This window comes from Streptomyces sp. NPDC034037, from assembly GCF_055575715.1.
Window position 1 is genome coordinate 1,013,853 of the sequence record NZ_JBVISC010000002.1, and the last position, 19,958, is coordinate 1,033,810.

Annotated in this window: 20 protein-coding genes; 10 read left to right on the top strand and 10 right to left on the bottom strand. The window is 73.7% G+C overall.

The window, feature by feature from the left end; all coding sequences use genetic code 11:
- The first annotated feature begins 125 nt into the window (after positions 1-125).
- Both ACZ516_RS10060 and ACZ516_RS10065 read left to right on the top strand, forming a co-directional pair.
- Positions 126-203: a 50S ribosomal protein bL37 gene (locus ACZ516_RS10060; protein ID WP_372486533.1), complete on the top strand. Its 78-nt coding sequence runs from the start codon at positions 126-128 to the stop codon at positions 201-203.
- A gap of 166 nt (positions 204-369) precedes the next feature.
- The gene (locus tag ACZ516_RS10065) at positions 370-726 is read left to right on the top strand and encodes a VOC family protein (RefSeq protein WP_358586223.1); all 357 of its coding nucleotides are present in this window, start codon (positions 370-372) and stop codon (positions 724-726) included.
- 30 nt (positions 727-756) lie between these two features.
- Here the strand turns inward: ACZ516_RS10065 and ACZ516_RS10070 are convergent, their stop codons facing one another.
- Both ACZ516_RS10070 and ACZ516_RS10075 read right to left on the bottom strand, forming a co-directional pair.
- The gene (locus ACZ516_RS10070) at positions 757-2,751 is read right to left on the bottom strand and encodes a DUF5107 domain-containing protein (protein WP_469009495.1); all 1,995 of its coding nucleotides are present in this window, start codon (positions 2,749-2,751) and stop codon (positions 757-759) included.
- A 40-nt stretch (positions 2,752-2,791) separates the two neighbouring features.
- Positions 2,792-3,709, bottom strand: coding sequence for an arginase family protein (locus ACZ516_RS10075; RefSeq protein WP_361084054.1), 918 nt, complete (start codon positions 3,707-3,709; stop codon positions 2,792-2,794).
- Positions 3,710-3,800: 91 nt separating this feature from the next.
- Here ACZ516_RS10075 and ACZ516_RS10080 point away from each other — a divergent pair, with 91 nt between their 5' ends.
- Positions 3,801-4,142 (top strand): DUF6204 family protein, encoded by a 342-nt coding sequence (locus ACZ516_RS10080; protein WP_358586218.1) that lies wholly within the window; start codon positions 3,801-3,803, stop codon positions 4,140-4,142.
- On the opposite strand, the gene ACZ516_RS10085 is transcribed toward ACZ516_RS10080, so the two are convergent.
- From ACZ516_RS10085 to ACZ516_RS10110, 6 genes are all read right to left on the bottom strand, one after another.
- Positions 4,117-4,695, bottom strand: coding sequence for a GNAT family N-acetyltransferase (locus ACZ516_RS10085; RefSeq protein ID WP_469009499.1), 579 nt, complete (start codon positions 4,693-4,695; stop codon positions 4,117-4,119). The genes ACZ516_RS10080 and ACZ516_RS10085 overlap by 26 nt on opposite strands.
- Positions 4,696-4,724: 29 nt before the next feature.
- Positions 4,725-4,970, bottom strand: coding sequence for a LapA family protein (locus tag ACZ516_RS10090; RefSeq protein WP_358586214.1), 246 nt, complete (start codon positions 4,968-4,970; stop codon positions 4,725-4,727).
- 195 nt (positions 4,971-5,165) lie between these two features.
- Positions 5,166-6,095: a S66 peptidase family protein gene (locus ACZ516_RS10095; RefSeq protein ID WP_469009501.1), complete on the bottom strand. Its 930-nt coding sequence runs from the start codon at positions 6,093-6,095 to the stop codon at positions 5,166-5,168.
- Positions 6,092-8,077 (bottom strand): dipeptidyl-peptidase 5, encoded by a 1,986-nt coding sequence (locus ACZ516_RS10100; RefSeq protein WP_469009639.1) that lies wholly within the window; start codon positions 8,075-8,077, stop codon positions 6,092-6,094. Before ACZ516_RS10100 ends, ACZ516_RS10095 begins: the two co-directional genes overlap by 4 nt.
- A 62-nt stretch (positions 8,078-8,139) precedes the next feature.
- Complete coding sequence (locus ACZ516_RS10105) at positions 8,140-9,504, bottom strand: M20/M25/M40 family metallo-hydrolase (protein WP_469009503.1); 1,365 nt, start codon at positions 9,502-9,504, stop codon at positions 8,140-8,142.
- Positions 9,497-10,330: a M55 family metallopeptidase gene (locus tag ACZ516_RS10110; protein WP_469009505.1), complete on the bottom strand. Its 834-nt coding sequence runs from the start codon at positions 10,328-10,330 to the stop codon at positions 9,497-9,499. Before ACZ516_RS10110 ends, ACZ516_RS10105 begins: the two co-directional genes overlap by 8 nt.
- A gap of 208 nt (positions 10,331-10,538) precedes the next feature.
- On the opposite strand from ACZ516_RS10110, the gene ACZ516_RS10115 reads away from it, so the two are divergent.
- The 3 genes from ACZ516_RS10115 (at position 10,539) to ACZ516_RS10125 (ending at position 12,996) form a co-directional block, all read left to right on the top strand.
- On the top strand, positions 10,539-11,765 hold the full coding sequence (locus ACZ516_RS10115; RefSeq protein ID WP_469009507.1) for a cytochrome P450 family protein: 1,227 nt from the start codon (positions 10,539-10,541) through the stop codon (positions 11,763-11,765).
- Between the two features lie 114 nt (positions 11,766-11,879).
- Entirely contained in the window at positions 11,880-12,065 is a 186-nt protein-coding gene (locus ACZ516_RS10120) for a CsbD family protein (RefSeq protein WP_358586205.1), read from the top strand.
- Between the two features lie 169 nt (positions 12,066-12,234).
- Positions 12,235-12,996, top strand: a complete 762-nt coding sequence (locus ACZ516_RS10125; protein WP_469009509.1) for an NAD(P)H-dependent oxidoreductase — start codon at positions 12,235-12,237, stop codon at positions 12,994-12,996.
- 13 nt (positions 12,997-13,009) lie between these two features.
- Here ACZ516_RS10125 and ACZ516_RS10130 read toward each other — a convergent pair whose 3' ends face one another.
- Positions 13,010-13,378, bottom strand: a complete 369-nt coding sequence (locus ACZ516_RS10130; RefSeq protein WP_469009510.1) for an ArsR/SmtB family transcription factor — start codon at positions 13,376-13,378, stop codon at positions 13,010-13,012.
- A gap of 127 nt (positions 13,379-13,505) precedes the next feature.
- Here ACZ516_RS10130 and ACZ516_RS10135 point away from each other — a divergent pair, with 127 nt between their 5' ends.
- Positions 13,506-15,557, top strand: a complete 2,052-nt coding sequence (locus tag ACZ516_RS10135; RefSeq protein WP_469009512.1) for a heavy metal translocating P-type ATPase — start codon at positions 13,506-13,508, stop codon at positions 15,555-15,557.
- Between the two features lie 63 nt (positions 15,558-15,620).
- Here ACZ516_RS10135 and ACZ516_RS10140 read toward each other — a convergent pair whose 3' ends face one another.
- On the bottom strand, positions 15,621-16,502 hold the full coding sequence (locus tag ACZ516_RS10140; protein WP_469009640.1) for a GHMP family kinase ATP-binding protein: 882 nt from the start codon (positions 16,500-16,502) through the stop codon (positions 15,621-15,623).
- A 277-nt stretch (positions 16,503-16,779) separates the two neighbouring features.
- On the opposite strand from ACZ516_RS10140, the gene ACZ516_RS10145 reads away from it, so the two are divergent.
- From ACZ516_RS10145 to ACZ516_RS10155, 3 genes are all read left to right on the top strand, one after another.
- A complete protein-coding gene (locus tag ACZ516_RS10145) occupies positions 16,780-17,772 on the top strand; it encodes a pyridoxal-phosphate dependent enzyme (RefSeq protein ID WP_469009514.1) in 993 nt (330 codons plus the stop codon).
- A 76-nt stretch (positions 17,773-17,848) separates the two neighbouring features.
- Positions 17,849-18,688: a Rossmann-like domain-containing protein gene (locus ACZ516_RS10150; RefSeq protein ID WP_469009516.1), complete on the top strand. Its 840-nt coding sequence runs from the start codon at positions 17,849-17,851 to the stop codon at positions 18,686-18,688.
- Positions 18,685-19,947 (top strand): MFS transporter, encoded by a 1,263-nt coding sequence (locus tag ACZ516_RS10155; RefSeq protein ID WP_469009518.1) that lies wholly within the window; start codon positions 18,685-18,687, stop codon positions 19,945-19,947. The genes ACZ516_RS10150 and ACZ516_RS10155 overlap by 4 nt, the downstream gene beginning before the upstream one ends.
- Positions 19,948-19,958: the final 11 nt, after the last annotated feature.

Here is a 19,958-nt window from a genome sequence, read left to right on the forward strand (position 1 = left end):
CGCGCGCGACAACCGTTATCCATGTGACGCACGACACACCGTGATGGGATCATGTCCTGGGTAGGGGCCGTGTGATCGCCTGGGTCCACAGCCCGGGAAGCACCACCAGAACCACGGAGGTACCCATGTCCTCGAAGCGACGTCGCAAGAAGAAGGCCCGCCGCAAGAACGGCGCGAACCACGGCCGCCGTCCCCAGTCCTGACGACGGGTGACGGTGGGAGGGCGGTACCGGACGGTGCCGCCCTCCACTGTGTCCGCCCCCCGGCCGTCGCGGGGGCGCACTCGCCGGAGACGGTGGCGAGGGGGCGGGCAAGCATGAAATCGTTGCGGGGCCGTTGGCCGGTCACAGAGGTGGGGGCGTTGCGAACATGGAGATCCTGGGAACCACGCTGCGCGTCTGCGTCGAGGACCTGGAGTCCTCCGTCGCGTTCTACGAACGGCTGACGGGCGCCACGGCGATGCGCTTCGAGCGCGGCGGCGTGTCCGTGGCGGCCGTCGGCTGCTTCCTGCTGATGAGCGGCCCGGAGGAGGAGCTGGAGATCCTGCGCAAGGTCTCGGCGACCATCGCGGTGCGGGACGTGGACGAGGCGTACGCGGTCCTGGGCGCGTCCGGTGCCCGCGTCATCGCGGGGCCCGTCCCCACGCCCGTGGGCCGCAACCTCATCGCGATGCACCCGGACGGCGCCGTCTTCGAGTACGTGGACCGCCGCGCCGCCACGCCCTGACCCGCGACGGCGCTCCCCTGCTTCACCGCTTCACCCCGAAGAGGCCGTCGGCTCCTTCGGCGGCCGCGTCCGGAAGTCGTAGCGCGCCGGAACCGGCTCACCGCCCGTGGCCGCCGTCCACAACTCGCCGAGGATCTCGGCCCCCTCCCGCAGGTCCGCCGGTTCCAGACCCGCGTCGAAGAGGGCCCGCACCCCCGCCCTGTCGCCCTCCGCACCGAGGAGTTGGGCCTCCAGGAGGCGGAAGCGGCCTTCGGCGCGGGTGGCTTCGTGGAGGCGGTCCCACACCGCGCGGGCCGCTGCCGGGCGGCCCGCGGCGAGCAGGACGGACATCGCCTCCCGGCCGAGCGCCGCCGTCGCCGCCGTCCAGGTGGCGCCGTCGTCGCGCCGCTCCCGGCACAGGTCGTCGAAGGCCTCCTCGTACCGGTCCGCGGCCCGCTCCAGGTTTCCTTCGGTGCGGTCCGCCACGGCGAGGCAGCGCAGCAACGGCCAACGCGACGAGGCCCGTTCCAGGCCGCGCTCCCAGCTGCGGACGGCCTGTGCCCGGTCGTCGGCGTGCCACTGGGCCACTCCCAGGTGGTACTCGGCGTGCGGGTGGGCGGGCGCGGTCTCCAGCATGTCCCGCCAGTGCCGCGCGACGAGGGTCGGGCCGGGCGGCGCGGCCTCGCGCGGCTCGGGCACGGCGCCGCTGCGCAGCAGCTCAAGCCACGGTGCCTGCCGGGGGCCGAGCGTCGACTCCTCGAAGGGCGTGCCCGGCAGCTTGTACCCGGCGCGCAGCACTTCGAGCGCGCCCCAGCCGGAGCCCACCGCGAGCACCTCCCCGGGCTCGGCGTCGGCGCGGGTCAGCCAGGCCTCGTGGGCGGCGTCGACGGCCTCCCTCGGCAGGGCGGCGGCGAGCCGCGCCTCGGCCTCGCCCCGCGCGCCCGCCCAGTCGCCGTGCACGAGGTCGGCCGGCGCGGACAGGGGTCCGTACGCCTCCAGCCAGCTCAGCTCGGACTCGGCGTCCAGCCGTACGTGCTCCAGCTGCGTACGGGCCAGGCCCGCCTGGATCTCCGCGTAGCCGCCGGTGCCGGGCTCGGTGAGCCATTCCTGCCAGCGCCGGCCGCCGGCGCCGGTGCCCCAGACGAAGAGCTTGCGTCCGCGCAGGAGGTCGGTGGAGGTCTGGACGAGCCCGTGCCCGTCCTCGTCGAGTGCGGCGATCCACCGCCGGGCCCCGTCCGGTACGTCGTAGAAGTAGTCGGCGGAGTACTCACTGCGCAACGGGTAGGTGCGGTCGGCGCCGTCGCTCTGCGGCACCGGCACCCGCCGCAGCTCGCCCGGGCAGGACGAGCGCCACGCCGCGTCGGCGGGGACGAGCACCCGGCGGTCCTCGGGCACCGCGATGTTCGACCACCAGAAGACGGGCGCGGGCCTGTCGTGGGGATTGCGCACCCGCACCCCGACGTGCAGGAAGTCGGAGTCCTCGGGCAGCCACAGGTCCACCTGGAAGGGCAGGTCCCGCAGCCGTTCCCACTCCCACAGGCGCAGCATCTCGCCGCCGTCGGGCGCGGTCACGCGGGCGGCGTGCACGGGCGCGCAGGACAGGGTGCCGTGTCCGGTGGCGCCGATGTTCCACTCGATGCCGCCGGAGGTCCACGCGCCGTTGAGCGCGAAGCCGGCGGGCTGCACGACGGGGTTGCGGTAGAGGAGTTCGCAGCCGGTGGGCTTGTGGAAGAGGGAGTGGACCCGGCCGCCGTACCCGGGCAGGACGGTGGCGCGCAGCCGGTCGTTCTCGATGACGAGCGTGTCGAGCCGCGTGTCGGTCCGCTCGCGCCCGTACCCGTCGAGGACCCGCACGGGCAGGATGTCCCGCAGCGGCTCGTGGCCGATCTGCCGCGCCATGTCGCGGGGCAGCCCCTCTTTGGCGCGCTCCTCCAAGGTGCGTGCCTCGCGCAGGAGGCACAGCGGGGGCAGGGGGTTCTCGGGACCGGTCGGGGCGACCGGCAGGGCCAGGGCGGCACGGCGCACGGTGGTCTTCACGCACGCCATGGAACACGGTCGGGGCGGCGCCGACCAGGGGTTCTTCGGGTCAGGTTTGCGCGAAGGGCGGTGCGGGGCTCTCGAGCGCCGCCACGAGCAGGTCGGCGAGCAGATCGCCGGCCGTGCCCTCGGGGTCGAGGTCGGGGTCGTAGATGGTGAGGTTGAGGCCCACGCAGCGCGAGGACTCCAGCAGGGGGCGCAGCAGCGCGAGGAGTTCCTCGGGGTGCAGGCCGCCGGGGTCCGGGCTGTCGACGGCGGGCATCACGGTCGGGTCGAGGACGTCGGCGTCCAAGTGCACCCAGTAGCCTTCCAGTTCGGGAGCCTCCAGGGTGCGTACGGCGGCGCGGGCGAGGTCGTCGGCGCCCCGCTCCCTGATCTCCCCGACGGTGGCGTGGGAGATGCCCAGGGCGGTGAACTCGGCGCGGTCCTCGTCCTCGTCGCGCATCCCGAAGATGCGTACGTCCTCGTCGCGCACATAGGGCCCGAGCCCCTCGATGTCGGTGAGGTCGCGCTGGCCGCGTCCGGTGGCCAGGGCCAGCTCCTCACCGCCCGCGGCGCCGATCCGGTCGGAGTTGCCGGGGTGGCGGAAGTCGGCCGAGCCGTCGACGGACACGATCCCGTACCGTCCGAGGCGGCGCAGGGCGAGCGCGGCCCCGAGCTGGATCGAGCAGTCCCCGCCGAGGACGACGAGGAAGTCACCGGCGCGCACGTGCTGTTCGACGCGGTCGGCGAGTTTCGCGGTGTACGCGGCGATGGCCTCCGCGTTGAAGACGCCGTCGCCCTCCCGCCAGTCCCCGAGGTCGTAGCGCGGTGGCACGACGACGCCGCCCTCGACGGCGCCGAGGCGGCGCAGGACGCCGCGCTCCCGCATGGCTCCGGCGAGCTTGTGGCAGCCGGGGACCGTGCCCGGGGCGGGCGGGCGGAGGCCCAGGTTGGAGGGGGCGTCGACGAGCACGATATTGCGCATGCGGGCCATCCTCGGCGACGTACCCTGCGTTGTTCAACGGGTTTGGCCGGCCGTCGGCCAGGCACCCGGCACGAGAAGGGGCGCGAACGACATGGGCACGCAGCACACCTACCGGGTCATCGTCCGGGGCACGTGGGACCGGCTGACGGAGGCGTCGCGCGACACGCTCCTGGCCGAGGTGGCGGAACACGGCCTGGCGCAGATGAAGTTCACGCCCGAGGGCACCCTCACCTACGACCGCGCGCTGAAGCACTTCTCCCTGCGCTACGAGGTGCTCTGCGACGCCGAGGACGGCGAGGAGATGGCGGGGGCGCTCGCCGAGGAGCAGGCGGAGAACCTGCTCGGAGAGCTGGGGCACGGATACAAGGCGCTGCGTTCGACGGTGACGGACATGGACACGATGAAGATCAACCGGAAGCCGTCGCGCCGCTGATCCCGTCGGCCGGCCGGGGCATGTCGTCCGTGATGGCCCAGCGTTCGTGGTCGCGCCAGGCCCCGTCGACGTGCAGGAAGTCCGGCGAGAAGCCCTCCAGGCGGAAGCCGGCGCGGCGGACGAGCGCGATCGAGGGAGCGTTGCCCGGCTGGATGTTGGCCTCCAGGCGGTGCAGGCCCAACTCCCCGAAGGCGTAGGTCATGACGAGGGCGAGCCCCTCGCTCATGAGGCCCCGCCCGTGGGCGTGCGCGAAGGCGCCGTAGCCGAGGGCGGCGCTGCGGAAGGCGCCCCGGACGATGTTGTTGACGTTGATGAACCCGGCGATGGCCCCGCTGTCGCGCTCGCACACGAGGAAGCCGGCCCGGTCCGGGCTCTTGTGGAGCGCCGCCGTATACGCGCGGTAGGCGTCGTCCGTGGCGGGCGGGAACAGCCAGGGCCGGTGCAGGTCCCGGCTCTCGCGGGTGCGGGCGGTGAATTCGGCGCGGTCCGCGTCGGCGAAGGGGCGGATGCCGACGCGGGGGCCTTCGGCGAGCCAGGTGGGTGTACGGGGCATCGGGCCACGCTACCCGCAGTGCGGCTTTCTCACCTGCGTCTCCCGCTGAGGTAGGCCCCGCACAGCGCACCGATCAGCCCCGTGCCGAGCAGGGCCATCCACAGGGGCATGGTCACTTCGGGGATCAGCAGTCGGATCTTGGTGCTGCGGGTGTTCTCGAAGACGAAGACCAGGGCGAGGACGGCGACCGCGGCGACGGCGATCCTGGCCGGCGTCATCGGCCCGCCGCCCGAGCCGCCGCCCCGGGAGCCGCCCGTGGAGGTCTTGGGGCTCATGATGTGCACCCTTCCGTCAGAGGTACGTCCGCCCTCCCCCGGTACCAGCATGGGCGGCCACCCGCAGTTCGCGCGCGGTGGGCGGGGCCCCGGGGTGGGGCGGTGGGCCGTGCGGGTGACGGGGGGATGGGGGTCCGGGCGGGCGGCACCTGACGGTTACTGGCCAGTAGGGGCAGGGGTGTCCACCCGGGCGCCTCAAGACAGCGCCGGCGTGTCCAAGGTCAACGTCCGCGCGTCCGCGTCCAGTTCGCCGGCCACGCCGAACGGTACGGTCAGCGCCCCTTCGCAGTGGCCGAACCCGAACTCCTCGACCACCGGCACACCAAGACCGCCGAGCCGGTCGGCGAAGAGCCGGTGCAACTCGTCGCGGGGCCCGCACTCCTGCCAGGAGCCGAGCGCGATCCCGGTGACGCCCGCCAGCCGGCCCGCCCGCAGGAGCTGGGTGAGGATCCGGTCCAGACGGTACGTCTCCTCGCCGACGTCCTCCAGGAACAGCAGGCCACCGCGCGCCGCCGCCCGCGCGCCGGGGGTGCCGAGCTCCGCGGCGAGCAGGGAGACGCAGCCGCCGAACGTGACGCCTCGGGCCCGGCCGCCCACGAGGGCCTTCGCGCCCGCCTTGGCGGTGATCACCCGGGCCGCCTCCGGGGTGAACAGGGTCGTGCGCAGATGTTCCTGGGCGTCCGCGCTCTTCAGGAAGTCGGCGGCGGCGGTCATCGGGCCGTACAGCGTGGCGATGCCGAGCCTCGTGGCGAACGCCTCGTGCAGCGCGGTGGCGTCGCTGTAGCCGAGGAACACCTTGGGCCCGGCCGCCCGCAGCGCGGCCCAGTCCACGAGGTCCACCATGCGCTGGGCGCCGTATCCGCCGCGCGCGCAGAAGACGGCGGCCACACCCGGATCGCACCACGCCCGCTCCAGGTCCCGGGCGCGGTCGGCGTCGGCTCCCGCCAGGTAGCCGAAGTCCCGGTGTCGGTCCAGGACATGGGGCAGGACGAAGGGGTCCAGGTCCCAGCCGCGCAGGATGTCCAGGCCCGCCTCGATCCGGTGCTCCGGGACGGGCCCGCTCGGCGTGACGACGGCCACGCGCGCGCCGGGCACCAGGCGCGCGGGCCGTATGAGCGCCCTCACTTGCCGAGCTCCAGGGTCGGCACCGGGTCGGCGAGGTCGAGTCCGAACACCTGGGCGTAGAGGGAGAGTTCCGCCTCCAGGGCGCGGACCATCGTGTCGGCGCGGCGGAATCCGTGCCCCTCGCCCTCGAAGGCGAGGTAGGCATGGGGGATGCCGCGCCCCGCCATCTTCGCGAGGAAGCGTTCGGACTGCGCGGGCGGGCAGATCACGTCGTCCCGCCCCTGGAGGAGCAGGAAGGGCGCGGTGACGCGGTCGGTGTGCTCCAGCGGGGAACGCTCCGTGTACCGCGCGGGCTCCTCGTCGAGCGGTCCGACGAGGGACTCCAGGTAGCGCGATTCGAGGTCGTGGGTCTCCCCCGAGGCGAACGCCATGAGGTCGAGCACCGGGTAGCTGATCGTCCCGCAGGCGTAGACGTCGGTGGCGGCCAGGGAGACGGCCGCGGTCCAGCCGCCCGCGCTGCCGCCGCGGACGGCGAGCCGGGAGCGGTCGGCGGTGCCCTCGTCGGCCAGGGCGAGCGCGACGGCCGCGCAGTCCTCGACGTCGACGATGCCCCACTGCCCGCGCAGCCGCTCGCGGTAGGCGCGCCCGTACCCGGTGGAGCCGCCGTAGTCGACCTCGGCGACGCCGATGCCGCGCGAGGTGAAGTAGGCGATGGCCAGGTCGAGGACGAGCGGCGAGCGGTCGGTGGGGCCGCCGTGCGCCCACACCACGTAGGGCGGCAGCTCGTCGTCGGGGGCGACGTGGCCGGGGTGGTGCGGCGGGTAGACGTGCGCGTGGACGGGCCGGCCGGCCGGGCCGGTGAAGGTGCGGATCCGGGGTTCGGGGTAGTACGCGGGGTCCACCGGGTCGCTGTGGGCGGCGCCGACGACCCGGGCGTGGCCGGTGCGGGTGTCCAGCTCCACGACCTCGTACGCGCTGCGCGGGCTGGCGGCGACGCCGAGCACGCGGGTGCCGTGCGCGGCGACGGTCGGGGCCCACTCCGTCCAGGGTCCGGCCGCGTCGACGATCTCGCCGGTCTCGGGGTCGAGTATGCCGAGGGCGGTGGCGCCCTTGCCGTGGACGACGGCGATCAGTCCGCTGTCCAGGGGCGTGAACCAGTTCAGGCCGGTCTGCCACAGGGGGCCCGCGAACTCCTCCTCGCGCGGGCACAGGGCCTGGACCTCGCTTCCGGTGTCCGGGGCGGCCCGGTACAGGTTCCACCAGCCGGTGCGGTCACTGGAGAACAGCAGCCGCCCGTCCGGGGCCCAGGCGACCTGGGCGACGGACTCCTCGGAGCCCCCGGCGAGGACCCGGGGTGCCTCGAACGTGCCGTCGTCCCGCACCCGGGCGAGCACCAGGTCGGTGCCGTCCCACGGCATGCGGGGGTGGTCCCAGGCGATCCAGGCGGCCCGGGTGCCGTCGGGCGAGAGGCGCGGGCCGGTGACGAAGCGGTGGGCTCCGTCGGACAGTTCGCGCACCGCGCCGCGGTCCTCGGCCGCCGATCCGTCGAGCGGCACCGCGACGACGACCCGGCGCACGTCGGTGGCCGCCTCGCCGGTGAACTCCTCCAGGACGCACCACACTTCGCCCCGGTCCGGGCGCAGCACGGGGTCGGCCCAGCGCAGCCCGCCGCCCACGGCGGACAGCGGGGTCAGCGCCCGGGGCGCGGCGTGCGGGGCGTCGGGTTCGTAGGCGTACAGGCGCTGGTCGGCGAAGTTCGCGAAGACGAGCAGCGGCCCCTCGGGGCGGTCGGCGCCGGCCCAGGGGCGGCCGCCGTACTCGACGACGCGGCTGCGCACGTTCCACGGCGGGGACAGCACCGAGACCTCCGTGCTGTCGGGGAGCCGGCGCATCAGCGCGCGGCGGCCGCCCTCGGTGGGCCTGGGCTCGGTCCACCACGCCTCGGCGCCGACGAAGCCGACGTACCCCGGGGCGCCGTCGTGGGCGGCGGCCAGCTCGGCGTCGATCGGTGACGGCCATGACCCGTAGGCCCGGTTCTGCATCATGTCTTGTACTTCCCCCATGGTGTTCCGGTGGTGTTCCCGTGTGTTCCGGGCCGTTTTTCCTAGGCCGTGCGCAGAAAGCGGTCGAGGACGCGGACGCCGAAGTGCAGCGCGTCCACCGGGACGCGCTCGTCGACTCCGTGGAAGAGCGCCTGATAGTCGAAGCCCTCCGGTGTCCTCAGCGGCGAGAAGCCGTAGCCGGTGATGCCGAGCCGCGAGAACTGCTTGGCGTCCGTACCGCCCGACATGCAGTACGGCACGACGTGCCCCTCCGGCGCGAACTCCTCGACGGCCGCCCGCATCCGCGCGTACGTCGGCGAGTCGACCGGCGCCTGGAGCGCCACCTCGCGGTGGTGGAACTCCCAGTCGACGTCAGGGCCCGTCAGCAGGTCAAGCGTGTGGCGGAACTCTTCCTCGCCGCCGGGCAGAAAACGGCCGTCCACATAGGCCACGGCCTCCCCGGGAATCACGTTGACCTTGTAGCCCGACCGCAGCATCGTCGGGTTGGCGCTGTTGCGGACCGTCGGTTCGACGAGCGCGGCGGTCGGGCCGAGCTTCTCCAGGAAGGCGTCGACGTCGAAGCCGGGCGCCTCGGGGTCGGGCTCCAGGCCGTAGAGCGCGGCGAGTTCGACCATGCCGGCGCGCACGGTCGGGGTGATCCGCACCGGCCACCGGTGCTCCCCGATACGGGTGATGGCGGCGGCCAGCCTGCTCACGGCGTTGGCGCGGTTGACCTTGGAGCCGTGGCCCGCCGTGCCGCGCGCGGTGAGCTTGAGCCAGCCCGTGCCGCGCTCCCCGGCCGCGATCGGATAGAGCTGGTTGCCCCGCCCGTCGTGGAAGGTGAAGGCACCCGACTCGCTGACGCCCTCCGTGCAGCCCTCGAAGAGCGCGGCGTGCCGGTCGGCGAGGAACCCGGAGCCGTCGGCCGCGCTGGCCTCCTCGTCGGCGGTGAAGGCGACGACGACGTCCCGCCTCGGCCGCACCCCGGCGCGCGCCCAGTGGCGTACGACCGCGAGGATCATCGCGTCCATGTTCTTCATGTCGATGGCGCCCCGGCCCCAGACGACGCCGTCGCCGATCTCCCCGGAGAACGGGTCCACGCTCCAGTCGGCGGCCTCGGCGGGGACGACGTCGAGGTGGCCGTGGACGAGCAGCGCGTCGGCGCCCGGGTCCGTGCCCTCGACGCGGGCGACGACGTTCGTGCGGCCCGGGGTGCGCTCCAGGAGCGTCGGGGTCAGGCCCGCGTCGGCGAGGCGCTCGGCGGCGTACTCGGCGGCGGGCCGCTCGCGGCAGTCGCCGGCGCCGCGGTTGGTGGTGTCGATGCGGATCAGCTCGGAGGTGAAGGTGACGACCTCGTCGAGCGCCCGCGCGTCCACCTGGTGCCCGGGGTGCGGCTCCTGGCCCTGCTCCTGGTGCTGGCTAGCCATATTGTTCCTCCACGGCGGCGGAGGCGATCGTCGTAACCGCCTTGAAGGTACGGATCCCCTCGTACATCGTCCCGCTGTCGTAGGCGGCCTTGCGCTCCCCCGTACGGCGCACTCCCGGCACGACGGTCACGGCCATCGCCAGGTGCTCGGCGTCGAACTCGACCTCGACGGTGAACGGGCCCGCCACGACCGGTGCGTGCCGCACGGCGAGCGGGGCCGCCCCCTTCGCCGCGGCGCGGATGTCGGCGGCGGTGCGGGCCGGGGTGCGGCAGACGGCGGCGTAGCGCGAGACGTGGTCCTTGACGGCGACCTTCAGCGCGCCGGGCGCGTAGCCGAGGGCGTCCTCGCAGGTCAGGTCGTCGCCGGTGACGAGCACGACGGGGACGCCGTACTCGGCGACGACGTGCGCGTTCAGCAGCCCCTCGCCGGCGCGTACGCCGTTGACCCATACGCCGGTGATCTGGTTGGCGAGGTAGGTGTGCGCGAGGACGCCCTCCATGCCGGCGCCCGTGTGGTAGCCGAGGAACGCGATGCCGTCCACGTCACCGTGCTGCACGCCCTCGACCATGGAGAGCGACTTGTGGCGTCCGGTGAGGATCTGGGCCCGCTCGTCCAGCTCTTCGAGGAGCAGATTGCGCATGGTCCAGTGCGCTTCGTTGACGAGGACCTCGTCGGCGCCGCCGTCGAGGAATCCGAGCACGGCGGCGTTCACGTCCGAGGTGAACATCTTCCTGCACCGCTCCCACTGCGCGGTGCCCGGCAGCACGTCGGCCGGCCAGGTCACCCCGGTCGCGCCCTCCATGTCGGCGCTGATGAGGATCTTCACAAGCTTCCACCATCCCCTCGGGTCGGAGCGGCAAACCGTAGGGCAACGGCGCAGCGCGAGTGTAGAGCCAGAGGGTGGGGCCGCGGCGGACGCGGGTATGCCTTGCCCGCCCGTGTACGCACCACCCGTCTACGCAACACCCGTATGCGCAGCCCATGTACGCGCCACCCGTATACGCACCATCCGTGTACTCACCGAAGGAGCCATCGTGCCCGAACAGCCCCTCCTGGTCCTGGATCCCGCCGGGGAGGACCACCACGCCGAGTACGAGGCCTTACGGGCCCGGGGAGCGGCCACCCGCGTGGACGTGCTCGGGGTGCCCGCCTGGTCCGTCAGCGACCCCCGCCTCCTCAAGCGGCTCCTCAACAGCCCCGACGTCTCCAAGGACGCCCGCGCCCACTGGCCGGACTTCGCCGAGGCCGTGCCGGACTGGCCGCTCGCCCTGTGGGTGGCGGTGCACAACATGTTCACCGCCTACGGCGACGACCACCGCAGGCTGCGCCGCATGGTGGCACCCGCGTTCAGCTCCCGGCGCGTACAGGCCATGCGCCCCGCCGTCGAGGCGATCGTGGACTCGCTCCTCGACGATCTCGCGGCCCGGCCCGCCGGGGAGGAGGTGGATCTGCGCGAGGCGCTTGCCTACCCGCTGCCGATCGCGGTGATCGGCCGGCTCATGGGCGTCCCCGACAGCCGGCGCGAGAGCTTCCGCGGCCTGGTCGACGGGGTCTTCTCCACCACCCTCAGCACCGCGCAGGCCGCCGCGAACACCGCCTCCCTGTACGAGGCCCTCGACCGGCTCATCGCGGCCAGGCGCGCCGATCCCGAGCCGGGCGACGACATGACCTCGCTGCTCATCGCCACCCGCGACGAGGAGGGCGACGGCAGCGGTTTCACGGACGCCGAGCTGCGCGACACGCTGCTGCTGATGATCAGCGCCGGGTACGAGACGACCGTCAACGTCATCGACCAGGCCGTCACCGCCCTGCTGACGGACCCCGGGCAGCTCGCTCACGTGCGGGCCGGGCGGGCCGGCTGGGAGGACGTCGTCGAGGAGACCCTGCGGCACGAGTCGGCCGTCAAGCATCTGCCGCTGCGCTTCGCCGTCGCGGACATCGCCCTGCCGGACGGGCGGACGATCGCCCGGGGCGAGGCGATCCTCGCCTCCTACGGCGCCGCGAACCGCCACCCCGACTGGCACGGGCGAACCGCCGACCGCTTCGACGCCACCCGCCCCTCGAAGGAGCACCTGGCCTTCGGGCACGGCGTGCACTTCTGCCTCGGCGCGCCGCTGGCCCGTCTGGAGGTGGCCACCGCGCTGCGGTCGCTCTTCGAGCGGTTCCCCGACATGGAACTGGCGGTCCCCCACGAGGACCTGCGACCGATGCCCTCGCTCATCAGCAACGGGCACCGGGCGCTGCCCGTGCGGCTGGGGTGATTGCGGCGATTGGCCGTGATGGCAGTGATTGCGGTGATCCATGTTTACGCGGCGGCGAAGCGGTCACACGCATGGACAGCACATGATGTCGATGCCAAGGAGCGTGAGCGGACCATGACCGCCAACGAGAAGGCCAAGGCCAAGACCGAGCAGGCGACCGGCGCCGCAGCGGAGGCCGCGGGACGCGCCGTGGGCAACGAACGCCTCACCGCCAAGGGCCGCGCCGAAAAGGTGAAGGGCGACGCCCGGGAGGCCAAGGAGAAGACCAAGGACGTCGGCAAGGGCATCGCCAAGGACTGATCGCCGTACGACGTCGACGCCATCGGGCGGCCCTCTTCGGGGGGCCGCCCGATGGCGTTGCCGACGCCCCCTGGCGCGCCGGGTGACCCCTACCTGTGGCCAGATCCTTGCGACCCCTGGCGATCTGGCCACTCGTCGACCCGCCGCCGCGCACCGCACGATCGAGGGCATGAAGGTTCTCTGGATTTTCGCCCACCCGGAACAGCGCTCCCTGAACGGCTCCCTGATGGCCGAGGGGCTGCGCACACTGGACGCGCTCGGCCATGAGCACCGCGTCTCCGATCTGTACGCCATGGGCTGGAAGGCCGTGGTGGACGCCGACGACTTCAAGGACGCGCCGCCCGGGCGCCTCTTCGTGGGCGCCGAGCAGGAACGCTCGTACGCGCGAGGAGAGTTGGGCGACGACATCCGCCGCGAGCAGGAGAAGATCGCCTGGGCGGACGCACTGGTCTTCCAGTTCCCGCTCTGGTGGTTCGGTCCGCCCGCGATCCTGAAGGGCTGGTTCGACCGCGTCCTGGTGCGGGGCTTCGGCTTCGGCCTCCAGGGCTCCGACGGCCGCACCCGGCGGTACGGGGACGGCGGGCTGGCCGGGAAGCGGGCGCTGATCGTCACTTCGGTGGGCGCCCGGGAGTCCGGCTTCGGCCCGCGCGGCATCCACGGGCAGCTGGAGGAAGTGCTGTTCCCCTTGCTGCACGGCACGTTCTGGTACACCGGCATGGCGGCGCTCCCGCCGTTCGTGGTGTACGGCGCGGACCGGCTCACGCGGGAGGGACACGCCCGCGGTGTGGCGGCGCTGCGCGAGCGCCTGCGGACGCTGGGCACGACGGCTCCGCTGCCCTACCGCCACGAGAACGGCGGGGAGTACGACGAGGAACTGGTGCTGCGACCCCGGTTCGCCCCGGACCGGTCGGGGGTCGGCGTGCACCGCTGAGCGGGGGCCGCCCTCAGTCGAGGTCGCCCCGCGTCGGCAGATCGCGCGCGCCGATACGCAGGTGCTCGATGTGGTAGACGGCCTCGTCGAGGAGCTGCGCCACGTGGTTGTCGTAGAGGCTGTAGACGATGCGCCGCCCCTGCCGCGAGCCGGTGACCAGGCCGAGGGCGCGCAGCAGGCGCAACTGGTGGGAGACCGCGGACTGTTCCATGCCGACCGCCTCGGCGAGCGCGCCGACCCCGCACGGCCCCTGGCGCAGCTTGGTGAGGATCATCAGCCGGGACGGGGTGGCCAGCGCCTGGAGGGTCGCGGCGATGGTGGCGGCGGAGTCCGCGTCGAGGTGCGTCGCAGGTGTGGTCTTGCTGTCGACTCCGTGTCCCATGGGGGCAATCCTACTGGGCGCGCACGTTCCCTCGGCGTATACGTGAAGACCTCTTCATGTGTTCCGCTATGGTGGGTCCCGCCGCGTCCCGCGGCGCGCGACGACCCCGACCACGAGGTGTGCTCCGATGTCTTCCGCTCTGGTGGGCGACCGGCCGACCCCGGCCCCCTCCCCCGCCGTACCCGCACGGGCGCGGCGCACCCGGCTGCTCGCCCTGCCCGAGGTGCGCTGGGCGGCGCTGGCCACGGCCGCGTTCCTGCTCGCGTTCCCGCTCGACCTCGCCGGGGCCCCCGCCTGGGCATGGGGGCCGCTGTACGCGGTGTGCTACGCGGCCGGCGGCTGGGAGCCGGGCCTCGAGGGGCTCCGGGCGCTGCGGGAGCGGAGTCTGGACGTCGATCTGCTGATGGTGGTCGCGGCTCTGGGCGCCGCCGCCATCGGGCAGTTCCTGGACGGCGGGCTGCTCATCGTCATCTTCGCGGTCTCCGGCGCCCTGGAGGCCCTCGCGACCCGGCGCACCGCGGACTCGGTGCGCGGCCTGCTCGACCTCGCCCCCGCCATGGCGCTCCGGCTGCCCCCGGACGGCGGCGACGGGGAGCGGGTGGCGGCGGACGCGCTGCGGGTCGGCGACCTCGTTCTGGTGCGGCCCGGCGAGCGGCTGCCCGCCGACGGCACCGTGCTCGACGGCCGCAGTGAGGTCGACCAGGCCACCATCACCGGCGAACCCCTGCCCGTCACCAAGGAGGCCGGCGACGAGGTGTTCGCGGGCACCCTCAACGGCACCGGGGCGCTGCGCGTGCGCGTGGGCCGCGACCCGTCGGACTCCGTGCTCGCCCGCATCGTGGCCATGGTCGAGGAGGCCAGCGAGACCAAGGCGCCCACCCAGCTGTTCATCGAGAAGGTCGAACAGCGCTATTCGGTGGGCGTGGTGGTGGCCACGCTCGCGCTGTTCGCCGTGCCGCTCGCGCTCGGCGCCGCGTTCACCGGGACGCTGCTGCGGGCCATGACCTTCATGATCGTGGCCTCGCCGTGCGCGGTGGTCCTCGCCACCATGCCGCCGCTGCTCTCCGCGATCGCCAACGCGGGACGCCACGGGGTCCTCGTCAAGTCCGCCGTCGTGATGGAGCGGCTCGGCGCGGTCACGAAGGTCGCCCTGGACAAGACGGGAACGCTCACCGAGGGCACGCCCCGCGTCACGGACATCCGGACGCTGCCGGGCACGGACCTGACCGGCGACGAGGTGCTCGCCCTGGCGGCGGCCGCGGAGCACCCCAGCGAACATCCGCTCGCCCGCGCCGTGGTCGCCGCCGCCCGCGAGCGCGGGCTGCCGCTGGAGGGCGCGCACGACTTCGCCGCCGCTCCCGGGCGCGGCGTCCGCGCGCTCGTCGCGGGCCGCACCGTCCAGGTCGGCAGCCCCGAGCGGCTCCTGGCCGACGAGGCCGCCCGTACGTCGGTCATGCCCGCGTACGCCTCGACGCGCGCGGCCGGGGGCGGCAGCGCGGCCGAGGGCCGGGACGGGAGCGGGGGCGCGGCGGACGACGGGGACGGCGGGACCCTCGTCCTCGTCGTGGTCGACGGCGTTCCCTCGGCCCTTCTGCGCCTCGCCGACCTGCCCCGGCCGAAGGCCGCCGAGGCCGTCGCCGGGCTGCGGGAACTGACGGGCCGCACCCCGGTGTTGCTGACCGGCGACACCCCGGCGGCCGCCGCCGCGCTGGCCCGAAAGACCGGGATCGACGAGGTGCGGGCCGGGCTCCTTCCGCAGGACAAGGCAGCGGCCGTACGGGAGTGGCAGGAGCGGGGCGAGCGGGTCCTCGTCGTCGGGGACGGCGTGAACGACGCGCCCGCGCTCGCCACCGCGCACAGCGGCATCGCGATGGGCAGGACCGGCTCCGACCTGAGCCTGGAGACCGCCGACGCGGTGGTGGTGCGGGACGAACTCGTCGCCGTGCCCGCGGTGGTGGCGCTCTCCCGGCGGGCCCGGCGCGTGGTGGTGCAGAACCTCGTCATCGCCTCCGTGTGCATCGGCGCCCTGGTGGTCTGGGACCTGGTGGGGCATCTGCCGCTGCCACTCGGCGTCGCGGGCCACGAGGGGTCCACCGTCCTGGTCGGCCTCAACGGGCTGCGCCTGCTGCGCCGTTCGGCGTGGCCCCGTGAGGACGGCCCGGCCGACGGCCGCCGCTGAACCGGTGGGCCCGCTCTGGTCCGGCGCGGGCGCCGCCCTCGCCGAACCGTTCGGACCACACGCTCAGCACGGGGACGTGGTGGGGAAGCTCAGCGTCCGGTAGAGCGTCACGCCGCCCGCCAGCTCCCCGCACGCCTGGGCCGCCGCCGTCACGCGGCGCGTGTACGCGGGGTCCGTGGCGTCGAGCAGGATGCCCAGGGTCGTACCGCTGTGCCCGACGGCCACGCCGAGGCCGCCGACCTCGCGGCAGATGTCTCGCATTGGGTCCAACAGGGCCTTGTGGCGCAGGCGTTGGTTCATCAGGGCGCTGCGGGTCGCGATGCGGCCGACCCGTGCGAGGTCCCGGCCGCGCACGGCGTCGGTGAGCCGCGCGAGCAGGTCGGCGTAGGCGCGCCGGTCGGCCGGAGTGAACGGCTTGGGGATGCGGTTGAAGTCCACGGTGTCGACCGATCCGCCCTCGTCGACGCCGACCACGGCCATCGCCGGCAGCGACCCGAGGACCGCGCGGAGCCGCACGCTGCGGTGGTGGAAGGCGACGATCGCCGGGTAGAGCACTCCGTCGGTCGGTTCGATGCGGGACAGGAGCCGCTCGATCCGGGCGGGCGGCAGGGCGACGCCGAGCGCCCGGCCGACCGCGCGCGCGGTGGCGACGAGGTCGGCGGAGGAGCTGGCGAGCCCTTTGCCCTCGGGGATCACGCTGTCGAGGGTCAGCGATCCGCCGTGCGCGGAGCGGGCACGCACCGGCGCCAACTCCGCGATCATCTGGGCCAGTCGGAGTGCTTTCGTCTTGTGCCGGGGCCAGACCTCCAGCTCCCCGGAGGGGGACTCCCGCCGGAAGGTGGCCATGGTCCAGCGGGCGACGGGCAGCGTCACGAGGAAGTCCCCGTCCTCCTCCGGCAGCACGCCTTGGAGCAGCTCGCCGAAGGTGCCGAACGCGGTGCCCACGCCCGTACCCGCACCCACGCCCGTACCCGTGCCCGCCCACGGCGCCGGCGGTCCCTGCCGCGGCAGGCAGGCCCTCGCTCCGACCTCTTGGGACAGCTTCACGCGACTCCTCTCGACACGGCGGGCGCGCACGGCGCACCGCTCCTCATGGACCAGTGCGGCGACCTTACCCGGTCTTGACAATCATTTTCATCTAGTGTGATGCTCTCGGCGTTCCGGGGAGCCGCACCCACCCCCGGCCTCTCCAGCTCTCACATCCCTACCGGGGGGTCCCGTCATGCACGCCCACATCGCCGAAGCGGTGAAGAAACCGGATCTCATATCCCTCGCACCCGATCTGGCCTGTCTGCGGTTCGAGACCATGAAGATCTACTCGGCTCTCGGCGCCGTCCGCCACCTCCTCGACACCGGTGCCGTGCGGCCCGGTGACACGCTCATCGACAGTTCCAGCGGCATCTACGCCCAGGCCCTTGCCCTCGCCTGTCACCGCTACGGCATGAAGTGCCACATCGTCGGCTCCACGACCGTGGACCGCTCGACGCGGGTGCAGCTGGAGATACTCGGCGCCACGCTGGAGCAGGTCGCGCCCTCCAAAAACCTGCGCCTGGACCAGGAGTCGCGGGTGCGCCGCATCGCCGAGATCCTGGCCGCCAACCCCTCGTACCACTGGATGCGGCAGTACCACGACGCGATCCACTACCACGGCTACCGCGAGGTGGCCCAGTCGCTCGACGAAGACCTCCCGGCCGGTCCCCTCGCGCTGGTCGGGGGTGTGGGGTCGGGCGCCTCGACCGGGGCCCTCGCCACCTATCTGCGCGAGGCCGGGCGGGACGTGCGGCTCATCGGCGTCCAGCCCTTCGGCAGCGTCACCTTCGGCTCCGAGCACGTCGCCGACCCCGACATGATCATCGCCGGGATCGGCAGCGCCATCGAGTTCCGGAACGTACGGCACGAGCTGTACGACCGCGTGCACTGGGTGAACTTCGACAGCGCCGTCTGCGGGGCGGTCTCCCTGCTGCGCACCGGCGGCATCTTCGCCGGGCTCTCGGCGGGCGCCGCCTATCTGAGCGCGCTGTGGGAGCGGCGCGGGGACGGCTCCCGCACCTACGTCTTCATCGCCGCCGACACCGGACACCGCTACGTCGAGAGCGCCTACGCCCACCACGAACAGGCGCCGGACATCGACACGTTGAAGCCGCACGAGGTCACCTCGCTCGACGACCTGCGCCACCCGTGGTCCACCACGGCCTGGCCGCCCCACAACCCCTGAATTCCCTGAACCCCCTGCATCCCCTGCACCCCCTGCACCCCCTTACCGACCCGCGATCCCGGGAGAGAACCCACCCATGTCCCACCCCGCGCCCCGCTCCGTCGCGGAGCTCACCGAGGCCGTCCTCGCGGGCGAGTACGGCCCCGACCCCGCCGAGCTGACCGTCACCAGCGCGTTCTGGCTCTACCACACCACCCGGCTGGCGGGCGGCGACGTCACGTACCACAACCACTACCTGCTGCTGCGGGTCGGCGACGCCTTCGGGGCCTGCTCCTTCGAGGCGGGCGAACTCGCCCCGCGCTTCTGCGAGAACGCCTCCGGCCACCCCCTGGACAAGCTCCTGCGCGACGAGTCCACGCCGGTGCGCACCGCCGCGCTCGACGCCTATCTGGCCCGGGTGCGCCCGCACCGCGACGCCGAGGACGCCGAACGCGTCATGCTGCCCACCGGTATGCCCGAGGTCCGCGCCGAGGCCCGGGACGCCGCCGTGGCGGGGCTGCTCGACATCGGGCCCGGCGCCAAGGTCGCCCTGATCGGCGTGGTCAACCCGCTCGTCGCCGCGATACGCGAGCGGGGCGGCGTCTGCCTGCCCTGCGACCTCAACCTGCGGACGACCGCGTGGGGCGAGCCCGTCAGCGACGACATGACCGAGGTCCTGGCGAAGGCCGACGCCGTGGTCGCCACCGGTATGACGCTCGGCAACGGCACCTTCGACCTGATCCTGCGGCACTGCGTGGAGCACCGGGTGCCGCTGACCGTCTACGCCCAGAGCGGCAGCGCCGTCGCCCGCGCCTTCCTCGGCGCCGGCGTCACCGGGCTGAACGCGGAGCCCTTCACCTTCTCCCAGTTCAGCGCCGACCCCACGCCGATGTACCGCTACCGGGCCGCCCTCGCGCCGAACGGAGCCACGGCGTGAGCGTCGACGCCCGCAAGGACACCCCGGCCGGCACCGGGGAAGCGGTGCCGGGCGACCTGCGCATGGCCCGCGCACTGTGGCCGGTACTGCTCGCCTCGGCGGTCGGACTGCTGCCGTTCACCGTCTTCAGCACCTACCTCGTGCCGATCGCCGACGGGGCGGACACCGGCGTCGCCGCGATGGGCGGCCTGCGCGGACTCGGCGGGCTCGCCGCACTCCTGGTGGGCACCGCGCTGGCCCCGCTGATCGACCGGGTGCGCAAGGAGTGGGCGGCGGCCGGCGCCCTCACCGCGCTCGGCCTCTCGGCGGCGCTCGGCGCCGGCGGCGACTTCGTCCTGCTCGCCGTGTTCTGCCTGCTCATCGGCGCGAGCACGGCCGTCCTGAACCCGGCGCTGACGGCCGCCGCCGCCGACCGCTTCGGCACCGGCAAGGCCGCCGGACGGGCCGCGACCCTGGTCACCGCCGTCCAGTCGATGACCGCCATGCTCGCGGCGCCCGTCATCGCGCTGCCCGCGCTGTACTGGGGCTGGCAGGGCGACCTGCTGGGCGTGAGCGCCGTGTCGCTGCTGCTCGCGGTCGTCTTCGTGGCCCGGGGGAAGCGGACACCGCCGAGCGACACGCCCAACGCCCAACGCCTCGGCTACCTGGCCTCGTTCAAGGCGCTCGCGGCGGTGCGCGGCGTGCTGCCGCTCCTGCTGATCGGCTTCCTGCGCACCGCCGTCTTCATGGGGTACCTGTCGTATCTCGCCGCCTTCTACGAGCAGCGGTTCGACCTCGACGCAGGGCTCTTCGCCTTCGTGTGGACGCTCAGCGGCGCGGCGTTCTTCGTCAGCAACCTGCTCACCGGTCGCCTCACCAACTCCGCCGCACCGCGCCTCACCACCGAGCGGCTGCTCCCCCTCGGACTTGTCGCCGCCCTCGTCGGCGTCGTGGGTTTCTACTTCACGCACTGGCTGCCGCTCGCCCTCGCCCTGACCGCGCTGCACGCGGCGAGTCACGCGGTCGTCGCCGCGTGCGTGGTCAGCCTCATCGTGCGGCGCTGCGGGACCTCGCTGCGCGGTTCGGCGCTGAGCCTCAACGCCGCCGGCCAGAGCCTCGGCGTGTTCGTCGGCGCGGCGCTCGGCGGCGCGGGCCTCGCCGTCGCCGGCTATCCCGGGACCGCCGCGGTGTTCGGGGCGCTGGTGGTCGTGGCGCTCGGAGCGGCCGTCCTGGTGCCGCGCGTGCACCGGGGCGACGGAGCCGGGGGCGAGGCCCGGTGAGCGGCGCCGCA

What these genes read in the sequence shown, in the direction of transcription:
- ACZ516_RS10060 (WP_372486533.1), top strand. Translation starts at nt 126, where the DNA reads ATGTCCTCGAAGCGACGTCGCAAGAAGAAGGCCCGCCGCAAGAACGGC.
- ACZ516_RS10065 (WP_358586223.1), top strand. Translation starts at nt 370, where the DNA reads ATGGAGATCCTGGGAACCACGCTGCGCGTCTGCGTCGAGGACCTGGAG.
- ACZ516_RS10070 (WP_469009495.1), bottom strand. Translation starts at nt 2,751, where the DNA reads ATGGCGTGCGTGAAGACCACCGTGCGCCGTGCCGCCCTGGCCCTGCCG.
- ACZ516_RS10075 (WP_361084054.1), bottom strand. Translation starts at nt 3,709, where the DNA reads ATGCGCAATATCGTGCTCGTCGACGCCCCCTCCAACCTGGGCCTCCGC.
- ACZ516_RS10080 (WP_358586218.1), top strand. Translation starts at nt 3,801, where the DNA reads ATGGGCACGCAGCACACCTACCGGGTCATCGTCCGGGGCACGTGGGAC.
- ACZ516_RS10085 (WP_469009499.1), bottom strand. Translation starts at nt 4,695, where the DNA reads ATGCCCCGTACACCCACCTGGCTCGCCGAAGGCCCCCGCGTCGGCATC.
- ACZ516_RS10090 (WP_358586214.1), bottom strand. Translation starts at nt 4,970, where the DNA reads ATGAGCCCCAAGACCTCCACGGGCGGCTCCCGGGGCGGCGGCTCGGGC.
- ACZ516_RS10100 (WP_469009639.1), bottom strand. Translation starts at nt 8,077, where the DNA reads ATGCAGAACCGGGCCTACGGGTCATGGCCGTCACCGATCGACGCCGAG.
- ACZ516_RS10105 (WP_469009503.1), bottom strand. Translation starts at nt 9,504, where the DNA reads ATGGCTAGCCAGCACCAGGAGCAGGGCCAGGAGCCGCACCCCGGGCAC.
- ACZ516_RS10120 (WP_358586205.1), top strand. Translation starts at nt 11,880, where the DNA reads ATGACCGCCAACGAGAAGGCCAAGGCCAAGACCGAGCAGGCGACCGGC.
- ACZ516_RS10125 (WP_469009509.1), top strand. Translation starts at nt 12,235, where the DNA reads ATGAAGGTTCTCTGGATTTTCGCCCACCCGGAACAGCGCTCCCTGAAC.
- ACZ516_RS10130 (WP_469009510.1), bottom strand. Translation starts at nt 13,378, where the DNA reads ATGGGACACGGAGTCGACAGCAAGACCACACCTGCGACGCACCTCGAC.
- ACZ516_RS10135 (WP_469009512.1), top strand. Translation starts at nt 13,506, where the DNA reads ATGTCTTCCGCTCTGGTGGGCGACCGGCCGACCCCGGCCCCCTCCCCC.
- ACZ516_RS10145 (WP_469009514.1), top strand. Translation starts at nt 16,780, where the DNA reads ATGCACGCCCACATCGCCGAAGCGGTGAAGAAACCGGATCTCATATCC.
- ACZ516_RS10150 (WP_469009516.1), top strand. Translation starts at nt 17,849, where the DNA reads ATGTCCCACCCCGCGCCCCGCTCCGTCGCGGAGCTCACCGAGGCCGTC.